Source organism: Mesorhizobium sp. CCNWLY176 (assembly GCF_037153935.1).
Classification (GTDB): Bacteria; Pseudomonadota; Alphaproteobacteria; order Rhizobiales; family Rhizobiaceae; genus Mesorhizobium_M; species Mesorhizobium_M zhangyense.
In genome coordinates this window covers 1-22,671 of the sequence record NZ_JBBBDZ010000024.1, presented here as the reverse complement: position 1 = coordinate 22,671, position 22,671 = coordinate 1, and the positions used below count along the sequence as shown (strand labels likewise).

Here is a 22,671-nt window from a genome sequence, read left to right as displayed (position 1 = left end):
CCCCTTATACCCCCCACAGGGTGGAACACCCTGGAAGTGGCTGGAAGCCCTTCCGGTGTCCGCCCCCTGCAAAGTCTCAAAGGATTTCTGATGCCACCCCTTAGAACTCATCGCCAACAGGGAGCGCCCGCCTGGCGCGGCCCGGCTCCAGCAATGACCAAGGACTTTCATCTGCCGTCGGATGGCGTCACAGGATTGGACCGTTTTAACGCCGCCGCTTCTGGGATCTATGCACCTACACCACGGCCGTATGTCGCCGCGAATGACAATTGCCCGCTGGAGGAAAAAGATGCAGCCTGACCACGAAACGAAATACCGCTCCTTCCTCGATGGTCTCTCCGCATATCTTGAGCGCAAATCGGCACCGTCGAAACCGCGTCGCAATCAGAAGGCCAAGCAGTTTGAGCCACTGCGGGCTTGGCGCGATCAAACAGAAGAAGAGCCGTTGAACTCAAACTGGTCGCTGGTCGCAGCCAATGACAATTCAAAGCCGGAAGGCGCCGATGAGGAGGAACGCGACTATGACGCCGAGATGGCCCGCGAGATCGTGCCATCGGTCGGGCAGATCATGAAGGCAGCGAATTCTGATGATGTCGAACGCAACGCTACTTGCCAAATAATCAGGATGGGAACGCTTCGCTTTTCAGATGGCAGTCAAACTGAAAAAGCCTTTAAGCGAAAGGACGGCAAGATCGTGGAGTTCTCCGCCGCAATGCCGACAGGCGCGATGCTCGGAACTCGAGAGCGTCAGCGCAAGGAAAAAGGCGGAGGTTCGTCCGTCTCTGGCGCCAGCAACTCGTCTTTCGCGGAAATGTTGAATGCCGTGCCCGCCCGGAATGTAAAGGCAAGGCTATCAAAAGGTGGCAAGTCTTACAGGCGCACCGAAGCTGCCAAGATGCTGGCCCAGGCTTACGGCAACACGCCCGTACTGCCCAAAATTACGAAATGTCCGACCGGTCTCCCATACGCCCCGGCTCGTGTTGCCGACCTCTTTCTCGGCATGAAGAAAGGTAGGTGTGCCGCCGGCGGTGCACCATCGTGGCAGGATGACTGCTCAGGGCTCGCAAGCCGCGAGGAATGGCGCAACGTCAGATCTGAGATGCTGGAGGCCGACGTACAGGTTATCGATGCCGCAATGAAGGCAAAGAACCTTGGCGATATCGGACGCGCCATGGGGCATTCGGGTGCCTATGCCGAAAAGGCCGGTAAGCGCCTATTGCGTGTGGCCAACGACAATCTTGCCGCAGTGATAAAAAAGATTGCCGCATAGGGTCGGATTTCTCCCGCCAAGCACCCTTATAAACTGACAGGGGTAGAAACCCCAAAGAGCCGCCTCGGGCGGCTCTTCCAGTTTGCGACCACGGTCGCCCCGGCTCCGATCATGACGAGGGCTGGGTAACTACTCCACCGCAGCGCGCGAGATCGCGAAGCGGTGTGGCCCCGCTCCTGCAGGTCGCAAGGGACTAGCAGTTGAGCGGGGCGGTCTCGATATCATTCACAGACTACTGCCGTGTCCTTCTATTGAAGTCGTCGACGGCTGTACCGTAAGCAGACGCCGCGTTTTCATTGTCGCTTCGCGCCTGATCGACAGCTTCTTGGGCCTCATTGTTGTTACAAGAGATGAAATCCTCGACTTCTGATCGATAAGTTTCCATTTCGCGCTTGCAACTGTCGAAATCCCACTCATCATCGAACGATCCATATCGAGATGCACAGGATGGAGCCGAGGGTTCAGAGCAAAATGCGAACGCCGACGGTGGCTGCAAAAAAACAGCAAGTGCTAACGCTATCGTGACGCCGCAACGCATCGCTCCCCCCTTAAGCCCAACCGCAAAAGATCAGAAATGCCTCAGGCTCACAAGGCGCCATTTCGGAATGCGGGGAAGCCCAGACTTGCTGCGTCGTGGCAGCCGTGCGCGCTATCGACGTGCCATAGTCGCCGCAAGTGACGTCCATGCCCCCAAGTTCTTTGCGCCCTGCTGCTGAGCAAAATCGTACCGAATGGTTCCACGCGAGAGTGGCGTCACATAGTCGACCTGCGGCATGGGCAAATAATGCGGCAAAGACACCGCGTGTAAGTAATTGCCGTAACGAACCCAGCCACTCTGCGTGAACTCGAACAGCCTAAATGTTCCGTCGTGCATCTTGCCGACGGCCATATAGTCGAGCGGGTTTGGGCCGCGAATGTCAGGACAAAGATCCCGATGGTGACGTACTCCGTTGAGGTCAACCGCCAGAAGTCCTTTGTTCTCTATAACGCTTCTTCCTATTTCATATCGAACCCAGGGTCTTTCCCAAGTATTTCTTCCTATCAGGACGCAGACAACAGAGGAGTGCTTAATTCCTTCTCTGATAAGTTGCTTTAAGCTCTCAGGATTGGCTCGCTTTGAACTCTCCCAGAGGCTGCGATCATAAAACGCTTGACTTTCAATGCTTGTGCCGTCCTGGAATTCACGAATATTGCGGACATTGTTGACCCTGATGATGTCGTCATAGTGAAACGAAAAGAATACTTTTCTTGGTGTGCGGACGGACTTCAACAGTGCTGGCGGCATTGCTGCCATGCTTCCAAGAAGGCCCAGAAGGCTTGACGGCTGAGGCGAAGACGCTGGACCAAACAATGAAGCCAAGCTGGGAGGCGTCGGCTTGCTGGGATTCGCGATTGATCTCAGAATGGCCAGGCGAAGTATTTCCGCTTGATCCAGCGAGGATTTGTACTCAGACATTATCAAACTTCCACAAAGCAGGGCCACAACGCCATGCACAACAGAACAATGATTATTCCCAAATACGGAAGAAGCAGCGTTATCGACAGGGACAGCTTCCAAGGTGAATCCACCTTTTGAGCGAAATTGCGCCATGCCATGGTAAAGGGTTCTATCTCTTCTTTACCCTTTCGAACCTCGTCATAGATGTATCGATATGCCTTCTCTATGTGGAGATAGTGTGCCGAGAGGTACCAGAAGATGGCGAGGAGAACCATGCCGGCTAAGGCTGTAACGAGCTTGATGCTCCCCGTCGGTTGCGCCAGCGCAATAATCGCAGCAGTTATAGTGATAGCTAGGTTCTTCAATGTCTGGATGTCGGAAGCCATCCGCCCGACGACGCCCTGAATCATCTGTAGATGTGCAATTTTCTCTTCGTTCATTTTGATTTCCGAATCGCAACGATGAAGCATACAAGATTTCGTTGAACGAAACGAGAACCTGTGTAGTGGAAATTCTCTCGTCAACAAACAAATACTTGTGAACCCTTTCCAATTTGAAGGATACATGGTTCGAAGCCACAAGCGCTCCCATACCCGCAGCCAAGAAGCCCAAGCCTACCGGCGCTGGTACGGCCTGAAGGTCTGGAAGGACGCTCGCCAAACGCAACTGGCCCTACAGCCGCTATGCGAACGCTGCCTGCAATCGGACACGGTCACCGAGGCAACGGTCGTGAATCACCGCCAGCCGCACAAAGGTGAATGGTCCCTGTTTATTGATCCCGATAACCGCGAAAGCATATGTGCTCCGCATCACGACGCGCTAGTCCAGCGCGAGGAGGCGCGGGGCTACTCAATCGGGTCGGACATCAACGGCAGGCCGGTTGATCTGAAACATCCATGGAACGTCTAGCATAGTAAAAAACAGTGCATCGCGGGCCCCTTCAGGCTCGACTCCGACCAAAATAGCGGATTGAATACGCTAGGGTTGGGGAGAGAAAATGGCGCGTAAGCTCAAAATTTCTGCGGGCAAGCTTAATATTCGGCTTCATCCACATTCGCGTGAAAGGTATTCGGCGTTTCTTAGGAAAATCTATGACCTGAGGGCGATTGGCCATGTGCATGGCGATCGTTATGGCATGATTAGTCAGCTTGACTCGCGCCAAGAGCAACAAGGATTCATTTCCGGGATTATAACGACGTTCTTGAAAATCGATACCGAAGGAACCTGGTTCAATACCTCTGAAATGAAGGAGGCAACAGATGACCAAGTATCGAAAATCAGTATCCCCGCAAACCTGAACCCAAATGCCGCAACATTCTATTTTGAATTTGATCTTGCCAAACACCAGCTGGCATTTCAGGACTATTCCAATGGTAAGTGGCTTACGCCTGGTTCGGCGCTAAAATTCTTCAGCAGCTTATCCCGCGATATGGCTGTAATGGCGAGCTTTGGTGAGGCCAAAATCTCAATTGTTCAGCACGCTGAAGGACTTGAGCGATTGTTTTCGCTCAAAAAGATAAGTGAGATCAAGATCACTCTTCTAAAACCTAATCCGGATATTTTTTCGGATGACTTCGATGAACAAATTGAAGCGCACCTGGAAGTCACGCATAGCAGATCCATCACGCTGACCTACGAGGCCGACATCGGTTCTTCTATCCAGCCAACCCCCGAAATCCGTCAAGTGAGTGCTGTTGCGCTTGAAAACGGCAAGGTGGAAGTTAAGGGCCGCGACGATACCGGCGCAGTGCGGAAATCGACTGAGGATTTTCCTGATATCGTTCAGGCGAGATATGATCCCGAAGTCACTTCGGAACGGAGTGCCTTCTTTGCCTTGCTCCGAGGCATCATTCCAAACGGGTAGGCAGAATGTTTGCACAAGTGCGCCCATTTTTGAAATGGCTTGGCAAATATTTCAAAGCTTACGGTGGGTGGCGCGCTGTTCTTTTGTCACCGTTGTTCCAGTTGGCAACCTTGATAACGGCGCTAAATTATTCCGTTTGGCTCGAGGCAAAATGGATTCCTCTCGCGGAATCAATCATCCCAAGTTTGCTGGGCTTTTCGCTGGGAACGTATGCCATCTTGTTTAGCCTAATTAACGTACGTTTGAAAGGCGCCCTGCAAGGTAGTAAGAATTTGAGTGGCGTAACCCGCCTAGAGGAAGTCAACGCAACCTTTTTTCATTTTATATTCGTCCAGGTGTGTGCGTTGATTTGTGCATTTCTATTCAGCGGCTCCTGGGCCTTTGATTTTTTCCAAGCAATTTCACCGTACTACCCACAAGCCCAAACAATGTTTTTGTATGTCCGCGCGGCGGGTTCGTTCTTGGGATATCTTCTGCTAATCTATTCGTTTCTTCTAATAGTAGGCGCGTCAATGGTTGTTTATAGATTGGCGCTTATTCGCGACCCTGCTGATGGACCTGCAGCATCCTCAAATGAAAACAATCCAGCCGACAGGCGTCAAGGGCGTTAGCTTGGGAGGGGTGGGTCGAATGCCCACAACCTTTCGACCGCGCACCCGTGTCGCCCCTGCGTTTGCACTGCAATGAAATTTGAGATGGGGGGATGATCATGTCAAACGAGCAAATCATCGCCCCTGACTGGACTTCGATCTTCCCGGAAAGCACTGATGTTGCTGAGGCTGGGGATCAATGGCGTGCGGTCATGGCTGATCTTCAAGCGGCCGGAACACTGGCAGATGCGAACGCTCACACGGTTATCCGGCTCGTGGAATTTCGAGTGCAGTATCGGAAGGCAGCACGGCATGTAGCGGCATACGGCGCCATACTCTCAAACAAACGCGCCAAAGTCGGGCAATGGAACCCCTACTGGTCGGCTATGCAGCAGGCAGATGCCCGCATCGTGGTCCTCGAATCCAAACTTGGATTGGACCCAGTAAGCCGCGGAAAGACAACTAAGGTGCAGCGTGGCAAAACCAAAACCCGCGCGGCGGACGCCTACCTCAAGGCAGCAGACTGACCCAGTTACGGATTACGCGACCAACGTTGTTGGGGGAAAGATCATTGCTGGCGAGCACCATATCGCCGCTGCAGAACGTCATCTTCGGGATTTGAAGGACGGTCAGGCAAGGGGGCTTCACTGGAGGCCAGAGTTCGCAGATCGCGCAATCGGCTTTCCACCGGCAGTTCTCTCCATCACGGCCGGCACTGCGGAAGGCAAGCCGTTCAACTTGCTACCATGGCAGGTTTTCTGCACGGGCAGCTTGTTCGGCTGGCGAAAAGATAGCGGCCGAATGCGTTTCCGGTCGGCTTGGGTTGAGACGGGCAAGGGCCAGGCTAAGTCGCCATGGATGGCCGCCACCGGCCTATACATGGGAGGCTTCTACGGCGTAAAACGCGCCGAGGTTTACTCCATCGGTCAGGATCGTGCGACAGCGAACGTCCTATTTAAGGACGCCGTTGCGATGTGCCGGGCTCCAATCCCTGGCGGCGAGGAAGATGCTGAAGATACCCTAGTCTCTCGTGGCGATGTGGTCATCCGTGGTGAAGGCGACAACGCGTGGAAAATTGAATTCCCGGAAGTCGGGAGCAAGTTCCAGTCCCTGGCCAACGGACAGGCGATCAGCGGTCCGCGTCCCATTATGGTTGCAGCCGACGAGATCCACGAGTTCCGCGACAACTCATCGATCGAGACGTGGAAGCGCGCCATTGCGAAGATGCCTGGTGATGCTTTGATGCTGCTCGGCACCAACACTCCTGCATCAACGCAGATTGTCGGGACGGAGTATTCGGAATTCTATCAGAAGGTCGTGCTCGGCGAGATCGACGACGATGAGGCATTTGCATTCATCGCGCGGGTCGACAAGGCGGACCGTGAAATCGTCTTCGACAATGAGCAGGTCTGGCAGAAATCCCTGCCAGCCCTTGGCGTGACATTTCCGATCGAGAACATCCGTGGCGAGGTCAATACAGCGCGCGTGCTGCTATCAACCGCATTTTCGGTGAAGCGCCTATACTTCGGAATTCCAATCGGCGCCGCTGATTTCTGGATTGCGGAAGAAGCTTGGTCTGCCGTTCAGGGCAAAGTGGACGTCATTAAAATGAAGGGCCGACGTTGCTGGCTCTCGCTGGACTTATCAGACAAAAACGACCTTACAGCGTTAACGGCCATCTGGCGGGATGAAGCTGGACACCTTTACGCCAAGACGTACTACTGGACCACGCAGAGCGGGTTGAAGGAACGCGCACTCGCCGACAACGCCAAATATGTCGAGTGGGCGGCTGATCCATTGGTGGACTTCACTGCCGTATCTGGCGCCGTAATCGACAAGACCTTCGTGGCCGAACAAGTCAAAAAACTCTGTGCCGAGCATGAGGTTGAATTCCTCGCGTTTGACAGCGCCGGGATGGCCGACTTCATTTCAGCATGCGAGCAGATTGGATTTCCCGTGTGGAAATTCGAAGGCAACGACAAGCCAGAAGGTACGGGCCTGAAGCTGGTCGCCCACGGGCAGGGCAAACGCATCGTGTTCGAGGATAGGGCGCTCTGCATGCCCAGATCCGTTGAGAAGCTGGAGGATCGTATTCTAGCGAAGACAATCACCATCGACGCGTCGCCGGTCAGTTATATGTGCGCTGGCAATGCATTCTTGGATGCGGATGGCCAGGGCAACAGAGCCTTCGACAAGAAGCGATCCCGTGGTCGAATTGATGGAATGGTCACGATCGCAATGGCGACAGGCGCAGCGGAATATGAATTCGACGCCGTACAGGCAACATCCCCTTGGGATGATCCTGAATTCTCATTGGCAGCATAATTGGAGGCCCATTCATGTGGCCATTTCGCCGCCAAGAGCGGTCAGAGTTCGTGGCTAACGCAACGGAATCGCGGAATACTATCGAAAATCCAACCGTACCGGTGAGCGCCGAGAATTTCTTGGCATTCTTCGGCGTACAGTCGGCAAATCTACCTAACGTCACAATCGATCGGGCGTTGACAGTGCCTGCGGTCTGGGCGGCCGTCGCATTCCTGTCGCGCACGCTAGCAGCACTCCCGCTCCACGCGTACCGCACGACAAAAGACGGACCGCAGAAGATTAGCGGTAAGCTCGAATCCGTTGTCCACGATGCGCCAAATGATGGCCAGGACAGTTTTAAGTTCCGGCAATATTTCTGGCAGCAGGTCTTTACCGGCGGCCGTGGCTTGGCTTGGATTGAGCGCACTCCCCAAGGCATCGAAGCCTTGTGGCCCATGGACCCGACAAAGACTGTCGTGAAGCGACACGGCGGCAAAGTCGTCTACCAGTTCGAGAACAAGGAATATCCTGCGGCAGACGTTATCGACGTCCCATTTATGCTGAAAGCGGACGGACTGAAACACTACGGCCCGATCGCCATGTCGGCGAAAGCGATCCAACTTGCTCTGGCGATGAACGATTATGGGTCGAACTTCTTTGCCGGTGGCGGTGTTCCGCCTCTTGCTCTTGAAGGCCCGCTCCCTGCAGGCGCGGATGCGGTTAAGCGGGCACAAGCAGACATCAAACGTGCCGTAGACGGCGCAAAGAATGCCAACGAGCCGATCTTCCCGATTCCGGCTGGATACAAACTAAACGCTGTCGGTCTGGACCCTGCGAAGGGCCAGATGATTGAGGCGCGCCGGTTCCAAGTTGAAGAGATTGCGCGCGGTTATCAGCTACCGCCGATATTCCTGCAAGACCTCTCGAGGGCAACCTTTACGAATGCAGAGCAGCAGGACTTACACCTAGTGAAGCATCTGATCGGCCAATGGGCTGAGGCGCTTGAAGGCGAGTTGAATCTGAAACTGTTCGGCCGCGGAAACTCCAGTCGCTATGTCGAGCACAATCTGGATGGTCTGTTGCGCGGTGACTTCAAGACCCGAATGGATGGTCTGGCGCGCGGTATTCAAACCGCGATCATCACGCCCAATGAGGCGAGGGCATTGGAAAACAGACCGGCCCATAAGGATGGCAACGATCTGCTGATTCAGGGCGCGACGGTACCGCTGGGCAAACAACCGACGTCGACAGATATCGTGCCAGCCAATGATAACATCGAACCAGACGAGAAGGCAGCGGCCGCATGATCGACATAGAGAAACGCGGCGGCTGCCTTGGCGTTGAGACGCGCGACGCTGACGGTAAGCGCACACTGATCGGTTACGCAGCCGTTTGGAATAGTGACACCACGATTGGCGACTATTTCGTTGAGCGCATTGCGCCAGGCGCATTTAGCAAGGCTATCGGCGGCGACATTCTGGCGCTTTACGACCATGATATGGGTCGGGTGCTCGGCCGTACGAAATCAAAAACGTTGCGTCTGTCGGAGGACTATCACGGCCTCAGAGTTGAGATTGATGTTCCCGATACGTCGGACGGTAACGACCTGTGGACGCTCGTTGCTCGCGGAGATGTCGCTGGAATGAGTTTTGCTTTCCGAGCCACTAAGCAGGAGTGGAACGACACTGGCGACATTCCGCATAGGACGGTCATCGAGGCCGAACTGTACGAGGTGACCGCTACAGCCAACCCTGCCTATCCTGACACTTCGCTGGCCGCGCGTTCCCTAGAGTCTGCTCGTGCAGAACTCGATGCCGTCCGCGATGGAGCTAAGCGCAAGGAAGAGAATGCTGCGGCCGCACGACGGCGCATAGCCGAGCGGGCGGCGCAGCAAGAACAGAGAATTCGGGGCATCCGGCAGGACGCTTCGTAGTCACCCGGCCTAGCCGGAGGGCACGGACGAACAGTCCTGCCATTTCATCACATGCGGCTCGCTTCGGCGGGCCTTTTTTATTCCCGAAAGGTAGATTTATGTCTCTCAAAGAATTGAACGAAAAGCGCGGCGTTCTCGTCACGCAGGCTCGAGAAGCGCTTGCCGAAATCAAGAAGAATACCGACGAAACCCGTGCCGCTGAGCTTGATGCACGTCACGACGCAATCATGGCTGACTTCGACAAGATCGAGAAAACCATTGAACGTGAACAGTGCATGGCTGCAGCTGAAGCCCGCATTAACGCTGCTGCCGAAGAAGAGCGCAAGCGACAGCGCCCGAACTCCGGAGATTCAGAGCAGCGTGGCCAGGACGAAGGCGAAAAGAAGGAGTACCGCGAGGTATTCTACAAGTTCCTCGCTGGTGGCGCTTCGCTGGACGAGCTCGACGCTGAAGAGCGTACGATTCTGAAGGCCGGTGTGCAGTCCGCAAAGGAATTCCGCGCCCAGAACACCGGAACCGCCTCTGCCGGCGGCTATACCGTGCCGGTCGAACTCGCAGACTTCATCATCCGTTCGATGAAGGACTGGGGTCCGATGTACAATGAAGACATTGCCACGGTCATTACGACCTCGGGCGGTAATGTCATCAACATCCCGACCATCGACGACACGTCCAAGACCGGCGCCAAGCATACTGAAGGCGCTGCGATTGCGGATGATGGTTCGCAGGACGCTGTCTTCGGTAACAAGGAACTGGCCGCCTACGTCTACGACACCGAGTTCGTGAAGTTCTCGATGGAACTGGCCGCTGACTCGATCTTCAATATGGAGTCGCTTCTCGGCAGCCTGCTCGGCGAACGTCTTGGCCGTATCGCGAACCGCGAGTTGACGATCGGTGATGGCACTGGCGACCCGAATGGTGTCGTGACCGCGTCCTCGCTCGGCAAGACCGCAGCCGCATCCGCAGCACTGACCACGGATGAGCTCATCGACCTGCTGCACTCGGTCAACGCGGCTTACCGTCGTTCGCCGAAGACCCGTTGGCAGTTCGCTGACCTAACGCTCGCTGCCATCCGCAAGCTGAAGGACGCTGAAGGCCGCTACATCTGGTCGGCCGGCGACATCCAGAAGGGCGAGCCTGGCACGCTGCTTGGTTTCCGCTACGAGATCAACGACGACGTTCCGCTCATCGCCGCGTCTGCGAAGCCGGTGATCTTCGGTGACTTTTCGAAGTATTTCGTCCGCAAGGTCGGCTCGCCGGTCATCGGCGTCCTTCGCGAGCGCTTCTGGCCGGATCTCGGCATCGCTGGCTTGATCCGATTCGACGGTGAGCTCGGCGATACCGCTGCAGTCAAGCACCTCATAATGGCTGCTGCCTAATCTTGGATGGCGGGCTTCGGCCCGCCTCCTTCCAAGGAGAGACCATGAAAATCAAGATGTTGATCGGCCTATCTGGCAATGAATATTCGCTCGCGCCCGGCGACGAGCGCGACTTTCCGCAGGGTGAGGCAATCCGGTTAATCCAAGCCGGGTACGCGATCCTTGCCGCTGACGTAACGATCGAGCGCGCTGTTTCGACGCCCGTCATCGAAAAGCGAAAGAAGGGCAAACCCGATGTGGTATCCACCGAAGGTGACGACAGCGCCGTCGGCGGAGCCGATATCGCTGGCCGAGGCGAAGCGGCATCTTAACCTCTTCCATGACGACGACGATGTGCTGATTGGTGGCATCATTGCCGCTGCACGCGACCACGTCGAGAAATACTGCGGCGCGCGTTTTGCGTCTCAGGTTATCGAGGCTAAGGCGACATGCTGGGTCGACATGGCGCGCTTGCCGGTCACACCAGTGACCGACGCTGACATCGAGTATGTCGATACGGCCGGTGTTGTGACGGCGTTGCCAGACACGGTTTTCGAGTTACGTGGCGACGGCCTCGTTCTGAAGTACGGCCAGTCTTGGCCGGCTACACAGCCCGGTTCGCTCATTACCCTTACGGCCGTTGCTGGATTCACCAATTGCCCACCCGCCGTGAAACACGCAATGCTTTTACGCATCGAGGATCTCTACGAGAACCGCGGCAGTGTCGATGATGCTGACTGGTCGGCTTTCGATAGCCTTCTCTCGAACTATAGGTTTTACACCTAATGCCTTGGCTCCGCTTTACGGCCGACTACGACTTTCGACTTCCCGGAAGCACGATTGCCTACAAGGCCGGTTGGATGGGCAATGTCACGCGCGCGGCGGCTGATGCCGCCGTTGCTGCGGGCAAGGCCGTGCGGTTGAAGACACCACGTAAAGGTGAGAAGCCGGAGGTTGCCGATGAGAAAACGTAGCGGCGCCGGCTCACTGTCAGAGCGCATTGTCTTTCAGGTTCGCGGCGAAGTGGACGACGGCTACGGCAATCCGATAACCGGGCCGTTCGCGGATCAGTTCACCGAGCCGGCACGCCTTGCACCTCGGCTGGGCAGTGAGCCCGTCATTGCCGCCCGCCTAACCGGCGTACAGCCGTTTCTCTTGACCGTTCGCAGTTCCATCCGCACGCGAGAAATCACTCCTGCGTGGCGGGCCGTCAATAGCCGAACGGGCGTGACTTACAACATCAAGGCGATCGTGAATATCGACGAGCGCAATGCCTATTTGGAACTTCTCGTCGTAGCGGGTGAAAGTTCGTAATGGCTTTCAAAACAAAAGTCCTTGGCCGCGAAGCCCTTATGCGAAAGCTTGAGCGTATCACGCCCGGTGTCACCGAGGCGGCGGCAGAGGCCAAGCTTGAGGTTGCTCAGGAAGCTGCGAAACGAATTGCCGCGGTCGCCCCAGTTGGTGTTTCTGGTGACTACAAAGCCAGCATTAAGGGCGCCCGGCAGGCTGACAATCCAGGCATCACGCCGGTAGGCGGCCAGCAATCGAAAGATCCCGACGCGACGGCCGTTTACGCTGACTACATCTGGCGTTTTTTGGAGTTCGGAACTGCTCCGCATATCAATGGCGGCCTGTTTCCGGGAACAGCGCATCCGGGGACGATACGGCAACCGCATGTTTTCCCGACGTGGAAGTCCTACCGCAAGAACGCCAAAGCCAAAATCAGCCGGGCCATCAGCAAGGCCGTCAAAACCTCGTTGGGTAAATGAATGGCCGCACCGACACACGAGCTGATTGGCGTGGCCACGGCAAGGCTGCGAACTTACGCGCCTTTGACGGCGTTGATGGGCGCCAACAAAGTCTTTTACAGACCGTCGGCGACCATGGTTGCCCCATACGTTGTGCTCGACGATGCGTATTCCACGCGTGATGACGCATCGTGCATTTCCGGCCTATCCGTAACGTTGAACATCCACGTCTGGACCGACGATAGTCATCCGCTTTCGAACGGGGGCGGCGCACTGCAGGACGCTAGGGCGATAGGATTCGAAGTAGTGAACGCGTTGCACAACTATCCTCTCGCCTTGCCAACTAAGCGGCTAGTCACGCTCGAGCACCGCGGCGAGCGGGTGTTTTACGATCCCGACGGAACCACCGGTCACGGCATCGTTGAGTTCTCTGCGATCATTGAATCGTAGATCAAAGCCAAAATCCCCCAACATATAGGCCGCCATCGCGCGGCCTTTTCTTTGAAAGGAAGGTCGCATGGCGATCACTCCCGGCCAGCAGACTGGCCGTCTTTTGCTCATCCAGATCGGCGATGGTGCCGAGCCGGAAGTGTTCTCGAACCTTTGCGGCATTCAGACGCGAAGCTTCAACATGTCGGCCAACGACGTCGACACCACGATTCCGGACTGCGTGACTCCCGCTAATACGCCGCAGAAAACTGGTACTCCAGGCATCAAGAACCGCACCTTCTCAGGATCTGGCAAGTATGTGGCGGGCGCGAGTTCGACGGCCTTTATTCAGCACGTTACCGACGCGACGGTCTTCAATGCGAAGGTTATTGTCCCCGGCTTGGGTACGTTTACCGGCGCTTGGTACGTGACCGACTTTACCTTCAATGGTGAGCAGGAAGGCACGATGGGCTTTGATGCCACCTTCGTTGCGGCCGGCGTTCTTACTTTCGCAGCTGAGGTATAATCATGGCACATGAGGTTAATGGCGCACGAGGAGAAGTCGCACTGAAGATTGGCGACGTTGACCTTGTGATTGCTGCGACTATGGCCGGGTTGTCCGCTGTGTCGACCAGGCTGGAATGTAAGTCGATGGCCGACCTGTTTCAGCGGCTATCGGGTGTTGAGCCTGCAGCTACTGCCGCAGCCGTCGAACTTTTGGCCATCAAGGGTGACGGCAAGAAGGCGGCATCGAAGCTGAAGCTTAAGCACTTCAAGGAGTGCGCCGAAGCGATCAACTCGGCGTTGGCGCATCAGTTCGAGGATGACGAGGGAAACGGGGACGCCGCGAAGGCAGAGGCGGCGTAACCAAGCCTTTCCCTTGGCGAGAGTGGATGAGGAGCGCGTTTGGCGCTCTTCAATGGTCGCCAGAAACATTCTGGCGCGCCACCCTCACTGAGTACATGTCGGCCATTGACGGTTACAACAAGGTCAACGGGCGCGAGGAAAAAACCGAAGGCCCGAGCGACGATCAACTTGATGAACTGGTGCGGCGGTATGGCGGTTAGTCGACGCCGATTGCGTTGATTTGCGCGGCGAGCCACGGAAACTGGTCGCGGCAACCTCTGAGGCGAAGACTGAGTAGCGCGCCAGATTCTAAGCCTGTCGCGTCACGTCCTGCCTTTCGCCCCTCACCATCTGCAATCATTCCGTTGCATCCAGCGACCGCTTCCCGCTCTGCAATGCCGGCCGCGCGGTCGCTTTCTTTCTTCCAATTGTAGGCAACCGTTCCCGTTACTGCGGTCGCCGAACGAATGATGGCCGCGCAGGCCGTCCCGATAAGCCATTTCATCATGCCACCCCCAAGCCCTCGACCCGCTGTTTATCAGGAATCCCGCATGGCTGACAATAACGACGATATCCTGATTAGCGTCAGTACTGATCTGACGTCGATCAAAAGGCAACTTCGGCAGCTTGGGCAGGATATTGACGCCACCACGAGCGGCATCCGTAAAAAGTTCGACGGAGTCGGACAGGGCATCGACCGATCTATGACGACTGCGTTGCAGTCCCGCATCAATGACATGGTTGGAATTGCATCTAAGGGCACCAAAGAGTGGGGTGGGGCGCTTGCGGATCAGGGAAAGGCACTTGAACAGTTGCGGGCCAAGTACAGCCCGCTGTTCGCTGCGCAGCAGACATACCTCGCCAATCTGCGCGACATAAAGACCGCACATGCCATTGGCGCTATCAGTGCCAACGAAATGGCATCCGCCGTGATGCGAGAGAAGGCGTCGTTCGCCGGAAATGTCGTTGCAATAAACAGCGCGAACAACGTCCTGAAGAAGGCAGAAGGAGCGGCGAAGCTAACCGCTAACCAGATGCTCAATCTGTCGCGGCAGGGCAACGATGTTATCACCATGTTTGCCCTCGGCGCGCCGCCGATGCAGATTTTCGCGTCACAGGCCGGCCAGATTTATGACGCGCTTGAGAGCGGACCGAACGGCATCAAAGGATCTCTGAAAGCAATCGGCGAGTCAGTCATGGGGCTCGTGGCGCGATTTCCTCTCGCTACAGCAGCGATTGTTGCCGCAGGTGCTGCACTTGCAGCATATCAATTCTTGGCCGAGGACAAGGTCAAAACGGTTGATGAGGTTCTTAAGACTCACGAAGAAAACATAAAGCGTCTCGGACCTGCGTACGAGGAAGCGCTCAAGGCCGCTCAAATGTACTCGAATGAGAGTGCGGCTTTGGCAAACCTACGTCTTCGCGGTGATGCCGATGATGCCCTTAAGAGGCGATCGGCTGATGCGCAGACTTCAATAGAGAATATTGTCAGAGCGGAAGGGGTTTTCTCCTCTCGCTTTTCTGGTGCTAAGGACGCCATTGACGCGTTCATCGCCTCGATTAAAGCCGGAAATCCAGAAGCGATTAAGTTTCAGGAGACGATTGCTCAACTTGCTCTATCAGGCCGGATTACTGAAAAGGTCGCGCAGGACCTAAAGGCTGCTTCGGACGAGGCATACAGCGCTGAACAGAGTCTTCGTGGTGTTTCTGGCTCGGTTAACGAAGCCGCAAAAGCAATCGCCGACATGGCGGACGCTCTGGGTCGGGACGTGTCTTCCCGCCTCTCGCAACTGTCGGATGAGCAGCGCAAGTATGTTGAAGACCTGATCGACCGACTGAAAAGCGGGAAGATTTCCGCCGATCAGTTTAAGGATGCGCTCGCCGCGCTGTCCGGAATTACTCCGGACTTCTCCGGCGCTATCGCTGAGATTTCAGGTTTGGCCGATCAGTTGGAGCGCGCTCAGCGTGCCGCCCTCGGTCTTGCTCACACGACGCCGACGCAAGATCGTGTTGGCTTCAATCGGATGGACGATGCGCAGTCGAAGTATGACGACGCGCTCACCATGTGGCGCCGCTTCGGATACGACAACGACAGCAAGCTCGATCCGAACAAGTCGAAAAAGACCAAGACACCGCGCACTAAAGCTCCAGCTAAAACTGCGGATGATCGCTTCTTTGAGGACATCGAGGCTATCAGGCAACGCACGGCGGCACTCGCGCAGGAAACTGCGATGGTTGGCGCTTCCTTTGAGGCTCAGACCAAACGGAAGACTGCCTTTGACCTCGAGCAGCAAGCTCTAAAGCAAGTTCGCGAGGAAGCCCGCAAGAAGGGCGACCAAGATTGGCAAAATGCCAAACTTACCGACGAGCAGATTGCCAAGATCAACGAGGTCTCCGACGCCTATGCTCGCCAGGCGGAAGCTTTGCGGAAGGCGGAAGAAGCCCAGCAGGATCTACAGGAATGGATGAGCGTCGGCCGCGATGCGACGCGCGGGTTCATTGATGACCTGATTAGTGGTGCGTCAGCGGGCGATGCGTTTGCCAATGTCCTGAAGAAGATCGGCGATCAACTCCTAGAACTAGCCATGAACGACTTGTTCGGTCGCGGCAATGGAAATGGATTCGGTCTGATAGGTCAGCTATTCGGTATTGGTGGAGGCGGCGGAGGCGGATTTGCTTCTGGCGGGTCCGATCCTTGGGCCGGCCTACGCTTCGACAAAGGCGGTTACACCGGCCCCGGAGGTAAGTACCAGCCAGCCGGCATTGTCCACAAAGGCGAGTACGTCTTCGATGCGGAGACGACGAAGCGAATAGGTGTCGACAATCTGCGGAAGATGCAGGGCTACGCCAACGGCGGCCTTGTAGGCGCTCCTAGCATGCCACGCATTCATTCGCCGGCCAATCAGAACAACGGTCCAAGCATGACATTCGCACCCGTCATCGACGCGCGCGGAGCAGATGCGGCTGCCGTTGATCGGCTTCAGAAGGTGGTCGCCAAGCAGCAGATGGAATTCGAGTCCCGGGTCAAGATGATCGTCAAGGGCAGACCGAACGGTAGGTGGTAACAGATGGCGATCACCTATCCCCTCGATTTTCTCGACATCTTCCCTGGCTGGTCGACAGAATTCGAATTGCTGTGGCGACAGGAGCAGTCGCGGCAGGCCAACGGCGTCACGCGGGCCAAGGATCTCGGTTCGCCACTCTGGAAGACCTCCTATGTCACGCGCTCGTTGTCGCCGAACCTACTCGACGAATGGCGGGCGCGCCTGGATGTCATGGAAAACGGCATTCAGCAATTCCGGGGATGGCCGCTGTCTCGGTGCCGGCCGATCAAGCATCCGGGTTCGTCAGCACTGCCGGTCGGTTCAATCGCAACGATCAATGCCAATCGCAAAGCTATTTCTGTGTCTGGACTTGCCGGTGTCAGTCTTAGCATCGGCGACATGATCCGGGTTGGCGGCCGTGATCTCCACCGCGTGCAGGAGCCGGCAACCGGAACGCCAACCAATCAGTTTGAAATCCGTCCGCATCTTTGGCCCGCTGCGGATGTTGGCCAAGCCGTCAACATCGTCAAACCGTACACCCTGATGACGATCGTTCCCGGGTCGATATCGTCAACGGCTGATCTTCAGACCGGACGCGGTAGCGTCAGCTTTCAGGCGATTGAGTCGAGGTGATCTGCTGGAGCAGCATCCGCCCCTCGTCGGTCAGGTGATAGTTGGGGCCTTCGGTGCAAAGGCCATCCTTGTGAAGGTTCTTCAGACATACATGGACCCAGGCTTCGGATGTCCTGGGCCGGAGGCCAGCCAACATCTCCAACGCCTCCTGCTCTTGGGGAAACATGCAATGCATTCTGTTGCCTTCTCCTGCCTGACGCGAAACTACAGAATAGGCGATTAAGCCTCTGTGAGAATAGCCTTTTAGGCTGCTTTCAAGCGTCAATTTGAACGCCCCCACATTTCAGGATCATCCATGCGCAATCTTTCGGCTGCGAACTTCGCGGCGCTACAGGCGCGTGCCTTGGTGGCTCGTGACTTCCTCTGGATCGTGGCGCGCGACCGCTCGACCGGCGCGCCGCAGTCGGTGGGCTTTTGGTCCGATGTCGGCAACGTCGCGGCGGCCGTGGTCAATCCCGATACCGGTCTTGATGTCACGCGCGACTGGTACGGCTCCGGCACGCTGATTGGCATCGACGACATTCCGCTTGTCGCCAATCTGACGGTGCAGTCGATTACTATCCGTATGTCGCAGATCGACGACCTGGTCGAGCAGGCCGTGCGGCTTTACGATTGTAAACAGGCGCGCATCGAGGTCTATCGCGGCCTGTTCAGCACAGTGTCGCGCCAGATGGTTGCCGCTGCTGCCTGCCGTTTCGTCGGCTTCTGCGACAACATCGAGATCAAGACCCCCTCGGAAAATGAGAACGGTGGCGTTGAACTGACCGGCGTGTCGCACACGCAGGAAATCACCCGTTCCAATCCCGACACGCGCAGCCACGAAAGCCAGAAGCTGCGCAGCGCGACCGACAATTTCTATCAGGACACGGCTGTTGTCGGGGAGTGGGAACAGTTCTGGGGCAAGAGCTCCGGAAAAATCGCGACGGTATCGAAGCCGAGCGGCGGCGCCGTGAAACCGAGCGGGCGTGATGCCGGCGAAGCTGCCCCCTCATCGTCCGGTGGCACCCGATGATCCGGCTAGCGAAGGAATACGACCGGCTGCGTGTCGTTCAGTTGCTGAAGGATTCGCGCTCCGGTGCTGGTTTTGATGATCGGGCCGGGCCTACGGGCTTCACATTCCCGTTTGTCGCTGCCTATGCCGAGGCCATGTTCAAGCAGCACTGCGCAGATCCTCGCGCGCTCTGCCTGGTCTACGCACCGGAAGGCCGAGCGCAGGGCGTGCTTATGGCGCGCGCTTTTGAGCACATGTTCGGCCCGGTCTGGATCAGCCAGGAAACGCTGTGGTGGATCGATCCCACGCATCGCGGTTCGGCTGCCGTGCGCATGCTCGATGCTTATGAGAAGTGGTCGCGCGATCAGGGATGTGCCTTTGCCGGCATGGCCGGCATGGGCGCCGATCCCGTCGTCTCAAAACTCTACCTTCGCCGCGGCTATGGCGTCGCCGAAACCAACTTCCTGAAAGCTCTATAGCGACATGATCTTTTCCACGATCACCGCCATTGCTACGAGCATCGGCGGCCTTCTCACGTCCACCTTCCTATCCGGCGGACTCGGCACGCTGCTGCTCAAGGCGGCGGTCGGCATCGGCATAAACCTCGCCGCGCAGGCAATCGCCGGTCAGCCGGAAGGACCGTCCTTTGCTGTTCAGGGCAAGCTGCAGTCGGGTGGCGACGTTCCGCGCTCCTTCCCGCTCGGCTACACGGCGACCGCAGGTTCGCTCGTCTATGCGAACACCTGGGGCAAAGCTGGCAAAACACCAAACGCTTACTTGACGCAGGTTATCGCGCTTTCCGATCTGCCGATCGGTGGATTGGTCGAGCTCTGGGTCAATGGCGAGAAAGTAACGCTTCCCGACTTCACCCAGCCTCCAATCTCCAATGCTGGTTGGAACATCGTCGAGTATGAAAAGGACGGCGGTGACAACAATCTTTGGATCAAGTTCTATGACGGCACGCAGACCGTCGCCGATCCGTATCTGGTCAATGAAGTTTCCAGCGCCGAGCGTCCATATGAGAGCACGCGCGTTGGACATGGCGTCGCCTATGCGATCATCACGTCGCAGGTCAAGGAAGATCTGTTCACCGGCTTTCCCTCGTTCAAGTTCGCCGTCAACGGCGCGAAGCTCTATGACCTCTCCAAGGACAGCACGGCGGGCGGCTCCGGCACGCACCGCTGGTCCGATCCCTCGACCTGGGGCGGTGACGGCGACCATCTGCCGGCCGTCCAAATGTACAATCTCGGGCGCGGCATCACCTATGCCGGGCAGTGGTTCTATGGCCTGCAGGGCGTAACAGCGGCACGACTGCCGGCTGCACACTGGATCGGACAGATCCAGAAGTGCCGCGCTCCGATCACATCCGGCGGGGCAACAGTTCCGACCTATCGCAGTGGCGGTGAGGTTGCAGTCAGCGCGCAGCTCGGCGACGCATTCCAGGGCCTGCTGACGACATGTCAGGCCAGGCTTTCGGAAGCCGGCGGCGTCTACAAGCTATTCGTTGGTGCGCCTGGTGCGCTGGTCGCCAACATCGACGACGGCGTGATCATCTCGACCGACGAGCAGAGCTTCACGCCGTTCTTCGGTCTTGCCGACACCATCAACGGTATCACGGCCAAGCATCCGAACCCGGCTGAAGGCTGGAACGTCAAGGTCGCGCCGCCGATCTACCGTGCCGACCTCGAAGTGCTGTCGGGCAATCGCCGATTGCTGGCGGATGTGTCCTTCGACTTCGTGCCGTACGCAGATCAGGTCCAGCGCCTGATGAAATCGGCGATCGAGGAAGCGCAGCGCGCGCGCCGCCATACCTTTGTGCTGCCACCCGAATATTGGGTGCTGGAGCCGGGCGATGTCATTTCCTGGACCTCAGAGCGCAATGGCTATGTGACCAAGCTATTCCGGGTCGACGGCGTCATAGACCGCGCCAACCTCGACGTGATGGTGGACCTCACCGAAGTCGATCCGGCTGACTTCGATTGGAATGATGGGACCGATTACCGAGTGCCGGTGGATGGGCCTGTCGGACCTAACCGGCCCGTTCCGCAACCGATCATTGACTGGTCGGCCACGGCTTCGTCGATCACTGACAGCACCGGCATGCAACGACGCCCGGCGATCCTCCTGGCTTGGGACGGTGATCAGCGCGACGTTGAAGCGGTCGCTTTCGAGGTTCGTAAGGCAAGCAATCTAGCCGTCGACTATCGGGGCCGGACGGACAACCCCGAAGCGGGCGCAATCCTCATCTCGCAGAACCTTTTGCCGTTGACGGAGTATCAGGTTCGCGGCCGGTATTTGCCGCGTTCGGATCGCGAGACCCTGTGGTCGGATTGGCTGGCGGTCACCACGCTCGAACTGCTAATCAACTCTGTCGACATCTTCGACAATGCCATCATCCGCAACAAGATCGCGGACGCGGCGATCGATGCGGCAAAGCTTGAGAATGAGGCGGTCACCGAACTGAAACTGGCGGCTGAGGCCGTTTCGACGGCAAAGCTTCAGGTCGGTGCGGTCACCGAAGCGATCCTGGCTTCCGGCGCGGTGTCCGCCGCCAAGATACAGGATGCCGCTCTTACCATCTCGAAGTTCGCATCGGGCATTCGCCCGGTCGAGATACTTGGCGCGCTTCCGGCGACGGGCAATTTTGCCGGGCGTATGGTGTTCCTGACAACGGACGGCAAGCTCTATCGCCATGCCGGTTCGCCTTCGGGCGCGGCAGGCTTCACAGCCGCCACGGCTGCCGGCGATCTTGTTGGTGAGATCACTTCAACCCAGATCAGCGATGGGGCGATCTCGACGCCCAAGCTGGCGGCGGGCGCGGTCGTTGCGAACTCGATCGCCACCAATGCGGTGACTTCCGACAAGATCGTTGCTGGCTCCATCGTTGCCGGCAAGATCGCGGCTGGAGCGGTCAGCGCAACAGAAATCGCCTCTCAGTCGATCATCGCCAGCAAGCTGTTCCTTCAGGACTACAGCAACATTTATCCCGACTACGATATGGTTGACCCGGCGTTCTACAGCGGAACGGCTACGGGCTACTCATTCGTTGCATCGGCCAGCGGACAGACCGGGCTTAATTTCCTTGCGGTCCCGAATACGCCGGCAACGCAAACCTATGTCACGACGGGGTATATCCCGATCGAGGATACGGTTGAGCACTTCGCCAAGGGCACTATCTGGAACCTTTCGGGCGGCAATGTCACGCTGGTGTTCCAGACGTTCTCTGTCGATGCGGCCGGCGCGCTGACGCTACTCAATTCCTATACGGTCGGCAATACGACAAACACGGCGATGACCGACGTTGCGGTGAATATTCCCGCTGTCGCCGGGGCGCGTCGTGGCCGCTTCGTTGTGTATAACAACGTGCCGAGCACGAATGCCGTTCGCGCCGCAGCGCTGGTGCTTCGTCGCAAGTCGACTGCGGAACTGATCGTCGATGGATCGATCATCGCTGACAAGCTCGCTACGAACTCCGTCACCACGGCCAAGATCGCGGCGGGCTCCGTCACTGCAACAGAAATCGCAACCAATGCGATCACCGCGGTCAAAATCCAGGCAGGCTCCATTACCGGCGCAAAGATCGCAGCGGGCACCATTACCGGCGACAAGCTGGTCGCCAGCACGATCACCGCCCGTGAGATGATCCTGACGGACTACACCAACCTCGCTATCGAGCCTGCATTTGAAGCCGCTGGCGCCGCCTGGAACCTTGGCGCCAACGGGACGATCGTCGATAACAACGTATCGGCAGGAACCTCCTATACGGGCAGGTATTCCCTGGCCGTCACCGGAACGAATGCTATCGCGGCCGGCAACTCCAACTTCGTTAAAGTGGCTCCTGGCGATCAATTCCTGCTGGCGGCCTATACCAAGAATGTCGGCGCAAGCGGCAATATCCAAGTCCGAGTGCGCTTCACAAACGCTGCAGGGTCCCTGGTCTCAACCTCGACGATGACGTTTCCATCGTCTCAACCGGGATCGGACTATGTAAGGCAGTCAATGAATATTGACGTGCCCGATCCTACGAGCGCCGTCTTTGCTCAAGTCGACGTGAACCTTCCGGCGACAATAACGGGAACCTGGCGCGTCGGCTATGTCGGGCTTTTCCGGCGCGCAAACGCGGAACTGATCGTCGACGGCGCCATCACGGCCGGGAAGATCGCGGCAAACTCGATCACGGCTGGCATGATCGCGGCGGGTGCAATCACCGCGAACAAGATCGC

At 57.1% G+C, this 22,671-nt stretch carries 26 protein-coding genes and 1 pseudogene; 24 read left to right on the top strand and 3 right to left on the bottom strand.

Annotated features, from left to right (window positions below):
* Positions 1–153: 153 nt before the first annotated feature.
* Positions 154–300 carry a hypothetical protein gene (locus tag WBQ96_RS26535; protein WP_336555728.1) on the top strand — a complete coding sequence of 49 codons (147 nt, stop codon included), beginning with the start codon at positions 154–156 and terminating at the stop codon, positions 298–300.
* A complete protein-coding gene (locus tag WBQ96_RS26530) occupies positions 290–1,270 on the top strand; it encodes a hypothetical protein (RefSeq protein WP_336555730.1) in 981 nt (326 codons plus the stop codon). The genes WBQ96_RS26535 and WBQ96_RS26530 overlap by 11 nt, the downstream gene beginning before the upstream one ends.
* 649 nt (positions 1,271–1,919) lie before the next feature.
* On the opposite strand, the gene WBQ96_RS26525 is transcribed toward WBQ96_RS26530, so the two are convergent.
* On the bottom strand, positions 1,920–2,726 hold the full coding sequence (locus WBQ96_RS26525) for a TIR domain-containing protein (protein WP_336555732.1): 807 nt from the start codon (positions 2,724–2,726) through the stop codon (positions 1,920–1,922).
* A gap of 2 nt (positions 2,727–2,728) precedes the next feature.
* A complete protein-coding gene (locus tag WBQ96_RS26520) occupies positions 2,729–3,148 on the bottom strand; it encodes a hypothetical protein (RefSeq protein ID WP_336555734.1) in 420 nt (139 codons plus the stop codon).
* A 124-nt stretch (positions 3,149–3,272) separates the two neighbouring features.
* Between WBQ96_RS26520 and WBQ96_RS26515 the strand changes: the two genes are divergently transcribed.
* From WBQ96_RS26515 to WBQ96_RS26435, 17 genes and pseudogenes are all read left to right on the top strand, one after another.
* Positions 3,273–3,617, top strand: coding sequence for an HNH endonuclease (locus tag WBQ96_RS26515; RefSeq protein ID WP_336555736.1), 345 nt, complete (start codon positions 3,273–3,275; stop codon positions 3,615–3,617).
* 88 nt (positions 3,618–3,705) lie between these two features.
* Positions 3,706–4,572, top strand: coding sequence for a DUF4747 family protein (locus WBQ96_RS26510; protein ID WP_336555737.1), 867 nt, complete (start codon positions 3,706–3,708; stop codon positions 4,570–4,572).
* A 5-nt stretch (positions 4,573–4,577) separates the two neighbouring features.
* Complete coding sequence (locus tag WBQ96_RS26505; RefSeq protein ID WP_336555739.1) at positions 4,578–5,183, top strand: hypothetical protein; 606 nt, start codon at positions 4,578–4,580, stop codon at positions 5,181–5,183.
* 98 nt (positions 5,184–5,281) lie between these two features.
* Complete coding sequence (locus WBQ96_RS26500) at positions 5,282–5,689, top strand: P27 family phage terminase small subunit (protein WP_336555741.1); 408 nt, start codon at positions 5,282–5,284, stop codon at positions 5,687–5,689.
* Positions 5,637–7,487 (top strand): terminase large subunit, encoded by a 1,851-nt coding sequence (locus WBQ96_RS26495; protein ID WP_336555743.1) that lies wholly within the window; start codon positions 5,637–5,639, stop codon positions 7,485–7,487. Before WBQ96_RS26500 ends, WBQ96_RS26495 begins: the two co-directional genes overlap by 53 nt.
* 14 nt (positions 7,488–7,501) lie before the next feature.
* Positions 7,502–8,773, top strand: coding sequence for a phage portal protein (locus WBQ96_RS26490; RefSeq protein ID WP_336555745.1), 1,272 nt, complete (start codon positions 7,502–7,504; stop codon positions 8,771–8,773).
* A complete protein-coding gene (locus tag WBQ96_RS26485; RefSeq protein WP_336555748.1) occupies positions 8,770–9,399 on the top strand; it encodes an HK97 family phage prohead protease in 630 nt (209 codons plus the stop codon). Before WBQ96_RS26490 ends, WBQ96_RS26485 begins: the two co-directional genes overlap by 4 nt.
* A 98-nt stretch (positions 9,400–9,497) precedes the next feature.
* Positions 9,498–10,778: a phage major capsid protein gene (locus tag WBQ96_RS26480; RefSeq protein WP_336555750.1), complete on the top strand. Its 1,281-nt coding sequence runs from the start codon at positions 9,498–9,500 to the stop codon at positions 10,776–10,778.
* Between the two features lie 44 nt (positions 10,779–10,822).
* Complete coding sequence (locus tag WBQ96_RS26475) at positions 10,823–11,089, top strand: hypothetical protein (RefSeq protein ID WP_336555752.1); 267 nt, start codon at positions 10,823–10,825, stop codon at positions 11,087–11,089.
* Positions 11,031–11,543 (top strand): head-tail connector protein, encoded by a 513-nt coding sequence (locus WBQ96_RS26470; RefSeq protein WP_337035947.1) that lies wholly within the window; start codon positions 11,031–11,033, stop codon positions 11,541–11,543. Before WBQ96_RS26475 ends, WBQ96_RS26470 begins: the two co-directional genes overlap by 59 nt.
* Positions 11,543–11,731: a hypothetical protein gene (locus WBQ96_RS26465; protein ID WP_336555756.1), complete on the top strand. Its 189-nt coding sequence runs from the start codon at positions 11,543–11,545 to the stop codon at positions 11,729–11,731. Before WBQ96_RS26470 ends, WBQ96_RS26465 begins: the two co-directional genes overlap by 1 nt.
* Positions 11,718–12,071 (top strand): head-tail adaptor protein, encoded by a 354-nt coding sequence (locus WBQ96_RS26460; RefSeq protein ID WP_336555758.1) that lies wholly within the window; start codon positions 11,718–11,720, stop codon positions 12,069–12,071. Before WBQ96_RS26465 ends, WBQ96_RS26460 begins: the two co-directional genes overlap by 14 nt.
* The gene (locus WBQ96_RS26455; protein ID WP_336555759.1) at positions 12,071–12,526 is read left to right on the top strand and encodes an HK97 gp10 family phage protein; all 456 of its coding nucleotides are present in this window, start codon (positions 12,071–12,073) and stop codon (positions 12,524–12,526) included. The genes WBQ96_RS26460 and WBQ96_RS26455 overlap by 1 nt, the downstream gene beginning before the upstream one ends.
* Positions 12,527–12,955 carry a DUF3168 domain-containing protein gene (locus WBQ96_RS26450; protein ID WP_336555761.1) on the top strand — a complete coding sequence of 143 codons (429 nt, stop codon included), beginning with the start codon at positions 12,527–12,529 and terminating at the stop codon, positions 12,953–12,955.
* 73 nt (positions 12,956–13,028) lie between these two features.
* The gene (locus WBQ96_RS26445; RefSeq protein WP_165121398.1) at positions 13,029–13,460 is read left to right on the top strand and encodes a phage tail tube protein; all 432 of its coding nucleotides are present in this window, start codon (positions 13,029–13,031) and stop codon (positions 13,458–13,460) included.
* A gap of 125 nt (positions 13,461–13,585) precedes the next feature.
* Complete coding sequence (locus WBQ96_RS26440; RefSeq protein WP_336555763.1) at positions 13,586–13,801, top strand: hypothetical protein; 216 nt, start codon at positions 13,586–13,588, stop codon at positions 13,799–13,801.
* A 20-nt stretch (positions 13,802–13,821) separates the two neighbouring features.
* Positions 13,822–14,001: pseudogene (locus WBQ96_RS26435) on the top strand (phage tail assembly chaperone); the annotation flags it as partial.
* Here WBQ96_RS26435 and WBQ96_RS26430 read toward each other — a convergent pair.
* Complete coding sequence (locus WBQ96_RS26430; RefSeq protein ID WP_336555765.1) at positions 13,998–14,288, bottom strand: hypothetical protein; 291 nt, start codon at positions 14,286–14,288, stop codon at positions 13,998–14,000. The pseudogene WBQ96_RS26435 and the gene WBQ96_RS26430 sit on opposite strands and share 4 nt — an antisense overlap.
* Before the next feature lie 43 nt (positions 14,289–14,331).
* On the opposite strand from WBQ96_RS26430, the gene WBQ96_RS26425 reads away from it, so the two are divergent.
* From WBQ96_RS26425 to WBQ96_RS26405, 5 genes are all read left to right on the top strand, one after another.
* Complete coding sequence (locus WBQ96_RS26425; RefSeq protein WP_336555767.1) at positions 14,332–16,845, top strand: phage tail length tape measure family protein; 2,514 nt, start codon at positions 14,332–14,334, stop codon at positions 16,843–16,845.
* A 3-nt stretch (positions 16,846–16,848) separates the two neighbouring features.
* On the top strand, positions 16,849–17,457 hold the full coding sequence (locus WBQ96_RS26420; RefSeq protein WP_165121363.1) for a hypothetical protein: 609 nt from the start codon (positions 16,849–16,851) through the stop codon (positions 17,455–17,457).
* A 295-nt stretch (positions 17,458–17,752) separates the two neighbouring features.
* A complete protein-coding gene (locus WBQ96_RS26415) occupies positions 17,753–18,469 on the top strand; it encodes a hypothetical protein (protein ID WP_165121364.1) in 717 nt (238 codons plus the stop codon).
* A complete protein-coding gene (locus WBQ96_RS26410) occupies positions 18,466–18,927 on the top strand; it encodes a GNAT family N-acetyltransferase (protein ID WP_165121365.1) in 462 nt (153 codons plus the stop codon). The genes WBQ96_RS26415 and WBQ96_RS26410 overlap by 4 nt, the downstream gene beginning before the upstream one ends.
* A 4-nt stretch (positions 18,928–18,931) precedes the next feature.
* The coding region (locus tag WBQ96_RS26405; RefSeq protein ID WP_336555770.1) for a phage tail protein at positions 18,932–22,671 on the top strand (3,740 nt) is incomplete at its 3' end.